The sequence below is a fragment of the Streptomyces sp. NPDC026589 genome, assembly GCF_040638385.1.
Taxonomy (GTDB): Bacteria; Actinomycetota; Actinomycetes; order Streptomycetales; family Streptomycetaceae; genus Streptomyces.
Genome location: NZ_JBEZYG010000063.1, coordinates 1 through 4,727, shown reverse-complemented (window position 1 = coordinate 4,727; position 4,727 = coordinate 1). Strand labels below are relative to the sequence as shown.

Below are 4,727 nucleotides of genomic sequence, written 5' to 3'. Positions count from 1 at the left end.
CCCCGCAGCACATCCACCAGCGACCAGTCCACCCACCGCTCCAACGCCGCCGCACACTCCCCGATCCGCTCCGCGAACACCGCCGAGGAATCAAGGAGTTCACGCCCCATACCGATCCATTGCGTACCCTGCCCCGGGAACACCAGAACCGTCCGCCCCGCGACCGCGGCCGACGACAACCCGCCAGTGACCACACCAGGATGAGACTCGCCCCGCGCCAGCGCACCAAGCCCCGCCACAGCCTCACCCCGCGAGCCGGCCAAAACCACCGCACGCTCGGACAACACCGCACGCTGAGCAACCAACGCCGCGGCCACGTCCGACAGGGACGCCTTCTCCCCGGACTCCACAAAGGACGCCAACCGCTCGGCCTGGCCCGCCAGGGACCCCGCACTCCTCGCCGACACCACCAGAGGCACCGCACCCTCATCGGTCCCCGCCAGCCCAGGCCCGACAAGCTCCGGCACTGTGAGCTGCTCCTCCGGGGCCTGTTCCAGGATCAGATGCGCATTCGTGCCGCTGATGCCGAAACTGGAGACACCGGCGCGGCGCGGCCTGCCCTCCTCCGACCAAGCGCGGGCCTCGGTGAGCACTTCGACCGCGCCCGCCGTCCAGTCGACCTGGGGCGTCGGCTCCGTCACGTTGAGCGTGGGCGGCATGATGCCGTGTCGGAGCGCCTGCACCATCTTGATCACGGCGGAGACACCGGCCGCGGCCTGCGTGTGACCTACGTTGGACTTGAGCGAGCCCAGCCAGAGCGGGCGCTCCGGGTCCCGGTCCCGGCCGTACGTGGCGAGCAGGGCCTGCGCCTCGATGGGGTCGCCGAGCTCCGTGCCGGTGCCGTGCGCCTCCACGACGTCGATGTCGGCCGCGGCGAGGCCACCGTTGGCGAGCGCCTTGCGGATGACCCGCTGCTGCGCAGGCCCGTTGGGGGCGGTCAGGCCGTTCGAGGCGCCGTCCTGGTTCACGGCCGAGCCGCGGACGACCGCGAGCACCCGGTGGCCGCGCCTGCGGGCCTCCGAGAGGCGTTCCAGGACGACGATGCCGACGCCCTCGGACAGAATGGTGCCGTCGGCACCGGCCGAGAACGCCTTGACCCGGCCGTCGGCGGCGAGGCCGCGCTGGCGCGACATGCCACGCAGGCCGATCGGTGAGCCCATGACAGCGACACCGCCTGCGAGGGCGAGCGAGCATTCGCCCTGACGCAGTGCCTGGGCAGCGAGGTGGATGGCGACGAGGGACGAGGAGCAGGCCGTGTCGACGGTCACCGCGGGGCCCTCGAAGCCGAACACGTACGACACTCTGCCGGAGGCCACGCTACCGGCGGTGGCCGTCGTGACGAACCCTTCGAGTTCGTCGGGCATGTTGCTGAGGGATTCGACGTAGTCGTGGATGGAGACGCCCGAGAAGACACCGATGTTGTCGCCGCGCGCGGAGTGGGGGTCGATGCCGGCCCGCTCCAGGGCCTCCCACGAGGTTTCGAGCAGGAGCCGCTGCTGTGGGTCCATGGCGAGCGCCTCGCGCGGCGAGATGCCGAAGAAGCCGGCGTCGAACTGGGCGGCGCCCTGCAGGAATCCGCCCTTGTGGACGTAGGCCGTGCCGGGCTTGTCGGGGTCGGCGTCGAACAGGCCGTCGAGGTCCCAGCCGCGGTCGTCCGGGAGGGCCACCATGCCGTCGCGGCCCTCGGCCACGAGACGCCAGAGGCCGTCGGGGTCGTCGACGCCGCCGGGCAGGCGGCAGGCCATGCCGACGATGGCGATGGGCTCGTCGGGCTCGGCGGGGACGATGGGGGTGGCGGTGGCAGTGGCACCGGCCGTGTCGTCGCCGAGCTCCTCGCGCAGGTAGCGGGCGAGTGCCACCGGGGTGGGGTAGTCGAAGATGAGGGTGGCGGGGAGCTTGACGCCGGTGGCGGCGCCGAGCCGGTTGCGGAGTTCGACCGCGGTGAGCGAGTCGAAGCCGATCTCGCTGAACCCTCGTGTGCCCTGGGTGAGTTCGGCGGCGTTGAAGCCGAGGACCGCGGTTGCTTCGGCCTGCACGATGCCGAGGAGGACGGCTTCCTGTTCGGCCTCGGGCAGTCCGGCGAGGCGCCGGAGCAGGTCACTGCCGTCGCCTGCGCCGGCGCGTGCGAGGCGGCGGCCACTGCGCACCAGGCCGCGCAGCAGGTGCGGGACGGTGCCGCCGGAGGCCGCGTCGGCACGCAAGGACCGCAGGTCGAGCTTGATCGGTACGAGCAGAGCGTGTTCGGCTCGCAGGCCGGTGTCGAGCAGGGCGAGGGCCTCGGCGGGAGGGAGGGGCAGGACACCGCCGCGGCTCATACGAGCCTGATCGACCGCACCCAGGTGAGCCGTCAATCCGGTGCTCTGCTCCCACAAGCCCCAGGCCAGCGAGACACCGGGCAGACCAGCGGCCCGCCGGTGGGCCATGAGCGCATCGAGGTAGGAGTTGGCAGCAGCGTAACTGCCCTGGCCGGCGGAGCCGAGCAGAGCGGCGGCGGAGGAAAAGACTATGAACGAAGCCAGTTGCGGGACGAGTTCGCGGGTCAGCTCGTCCAGGTGACCGACGGCAGTGACCTTCGGGGCGAAGACCCCATCGATGCGCTCCGGCGTCAGCGCGCCGATCACACCATCGTCCAACACGCCGGCGAGGTGGACGACACCAGTGAGCGGGTGCTCGACGGGCACGGCCGCCAACAGGGCCGCCACAGCGTCCCGGTCAGCGACATCACACGCGGAGACCGTCACCACCGCACCCAACTCACGAAGCCCGGACGCCAGTTCAGCCGCACCCTCCGCGTCAGGACCACGGCGGCTGACCAGCAGCAGATGCCGCACACCGTGCACGTCGACCAAGTGCCGGGCAACCAGGACACCCAGAGAACCGGTGCCGCCGGTCACCAGGACGGTGCCCCCGGGGGCAAAGACGTACGCACTCCCGGTCCTGGTCTCGGCACCAGCATCGGCGTCGACAACGGGCTCGGCCTCGACAGCGGCCGCGCGTACCAGACGCGGCGCGGACAGGGCCGTGCCACGAACGGCGACCAGCGGCTCCCCGGTCGCGAGCACGGGCCCCAGGACGGGACCCGCTCCGGCGGAGCCGACCGGGTCGAGGTCCACGAGCACGATCCGGTCGGGGTTCTCGGCCTGAGCAGCCCGGACCAGACCCCACACGGCGGCACCAGCCGGGTCCGTGACATCAGCATCCCCGCCCGCGGGCACCGCACCCCGGGTCACGACGACGAGAGGTACGGCGTCCAGGGCAGGTGCGGCGGCCAGCCACGCCTGGACCACGGCCACGACGCGGGTGGTGAGGCCGAGCGGGTCCTCGCCGTCGCCGGTCGTCGCCGTGAGGACGGCGACCGGCGGCAGGGTCTCGCGGGCGGCGAGCGCCGTCACGTCGTCGACGGTGGCGAGAGGCACCCAGGAGGCGGGGGCGGCGGCGCCCTCGGGGGCTGGCAGCGGGGTCCACTCCACGCGGAACAGCGAGTCGCGGCTCTCCCGGCCGGCCGCGTCGGCGCCGAGCTGCTCGGCGGTGACCGGCAGGGATACCAGCGAGTCCATGGTCAGGACGAGGTCGCCGGTCTCGTCGGCGGCCTGGAACGAGAGCGCGTCCGGGCCGCTCGGGGCGACTCGTACGCGCAGGGCGGAGGCGCCCAGGGCGTGCAGGACGAGACCGTTCCAGGCGAAGGGCAGAACCTGGCGGTCGTCGTCGGGGTTGGCGAAGGCGTTGGTGTGCAGGGCGGCGTCGAGCAGGGCCGGGTGGATTCCGAACCGGTCGGCGTTCTCGCGCTGCTCGGGCGGCAGGACAGCCTCGGCGAACAGTTCGTCGCCGCGCCGCCACACGCCGCGCAGGCCCTGGAAGGCCGGACCGTAGGCGTATCCGCGGGCGGCCAGATCCGTGTAGAAGTCGTCGATGGCGACGGGCTGCGCGCCGGCCGGGGGCCAGGCGGCGAAGTCGACGGCGGGCGTCGTGCCCTCGGCCCGGGCGGCGTGGGAGAGCAGGCCGGTGGCATGCCGGGTCCATCCCCCGTGTCCCGCCTCGTCGGAGGTCTCCTCGCGGAGGGAGTAGACATCCACGGTGCGCGAGCCGTTGGGGCCGGCGCCGCTGACGGCGACCTGGATTCGGACGCCGCCCTGTTCGGGCAGCACGAGGGGGGACTCGATGACGAGTTCCTCCAGGACACCGCAGCCGAACTCGTCGCCGGCTCGGACCGCCAGATCGACGTAGATGGTTCCGGGTACGACGACCGCGCCTGCGATGCCGTGGTCCGCGAGCCACGGGTGGGTGCGCAGGGAGAGTCGGGAGGTGAGGACCAGACCGTCGGACTGTGGCAGCGGGACCACCGCGCCGAGCAGCGGGTGGTCGGTGCCGGTCAGGCCGAGCGAGGCGGCGTCATTGGCGGTGCCGGTCAGCTGGATCCAGTAGTGCTGGTGGTCGAAGGCGTATGTCGGGAGGTCGATGCGGCCGGCGTCGGCTCCGGCCGCAAGGACGCCGCTCCAGTCGACGTGGACGCCTCGGACGAAGAGCTCGGCCATCGAGGTGAACAGGCGGCGCGGGCCGCCATCGTCACGGCGCAGCGAACCACCGACCACAGCCTCCGCGTCGGCCTGGTCCACGATCTCGCTGATCGGCTGGACCAGGACGGGGTGTGCGCTGGACTCCACGAACACGGTGTGGCCGTCGGCCAGCAGGTCAGCGATCGCGGGACCGAAACGGACCTGGTTGCGCAG

At 72.4% G+C, this 4,727-nt stretch carries 1 protein-coding gene; it reads right to left on the bottom strand.

Going from position 1 to position 4,727, the window contains the following annotated elements; translation table 11 throughout:
- Positions 1-4,727 (bottom strand): type I polyketide synthase (locus AB0F29_RS41445; RefSeq protein ID WP_361884172.1); only part of this gene is annotated, 4,727 nt, incomplete at both ends.